Below are 1,108 nucleotides of genomic sequence, written 5' to 3'. Positions count from 1 at the left end.
CAGCGATAGAGTCGAATTTCGGCTGGAAAACCCCTCCTGAGAGGGCGACGGGTTCGCGCTGGCCGAGCGCCAGAATATTGACGGCGCCTCATGTCACCAAGACGGGATCAGGCTTTGAGCTGATCCCGTTGGGCCATATGGGCTGCCGGTTGGCTCAGGATTTGACTTGCCCCAACCGGGTGAAGAAGTGCTGGCTCTTGCGCTGGTGGAAATGACTCTTCTTGATGGGATGGAAGATCAGGCGGCTCTTTGGGTGGCTCGCCTTGAGCTGATGGATCATCGCCATGGCAGGCAGGCCTGTGCTGACCAGGGTGGTGAGCGGCAGGCTGTGGGTCTCTGGTCCCAGCAGCTGATTGAACCCCTGTTGTGCTTGCTCGAAACGGGTCAGAGCCGTCGGGTCGGCATAGGCACTGCCGAGCATGGTGAGCATGGCATCGAAGGCTTGATGGAGTTCAGACAGTTGCTGGCGAAAACCGCTGCGAGCACGCAGGGCAATCAGCTCGGCAAACGGGATGTCGCTCAGGTGAGTGGGCACTTGCAATGGTATCTCGAGGTGGAAGCAATCCTGACCGCCCCGGTTGTGGTAGCGGGACTCCAGCAGGTGCAGCAGGCGGTCGAGATAGTCGTGATCCGTGATGAGCGCACCCTCATTGGCGAGTGCCCATTCACGGGCGAGGCGCATGGAGAGCAGATTGGCAAAGCGTCGCGCCATCCTGACCCCTCCCTCATCCGACGTGGCAAAGCCGTGGGCGAGGCAAAAGCTGTGTAGCCGCTCAAGGCCGGCCTGAGCGGGGCAGAAGCAGTCGTGGTTGGTAGGTTGGCGCCAGCGAGTGATGAGCGCCTTGTTGCCAAACACCTTGTGGCGGACAAAATCGGGGGCGACAAGGCCGCTGATCTGGCTCTCCAGTTGCGGGGTGATGTCTGCAAAGAAGCTTGGCTCAGGCCGCTTTGCCAGCAGATCGGTCTGCTCTTCCAGGGTATGGAGCAGGACGGTGAGGCTGCTCTGTTCACTGACGGTAAAGACGAAGGCGAGTCGCTCCAGATAGAGCAGGGCAAATTTGAGCCAGAGCTCGTCGCGAACCTCCATGCCGGGGTAGTAGATAAAGGT

The 1,108-nt window shown here is 60.2% G+C and carries 1 protein-coding gene; it reads right to left on the bottom strand.

All coding sequences use genetic code 11. The annotated features are described in order from the left end of the window. Positions 1 to 154: 154 nt before the first annotated feature. On the bottom strand, positions 155 to 1,108 hold a 954-nt coding region (locus AAC083_RS16075), incomplete at its 5' end, for a hypothetical protein (RefSeq protein ID WP_108537130.1).

It is taken from the genome of Aeromonas sp. HMWF014, assembly GCF_963878295.1.
GTDB lineage: Bacteria > Pseudomonadota > Gammaproteobacteria > Enterobacterales > Aeromonadaceae > Aeromonas > Aeromonas popoffii.
This window is presented reverse-complemented; position numbering and strand designations above follow the sequence as displayed.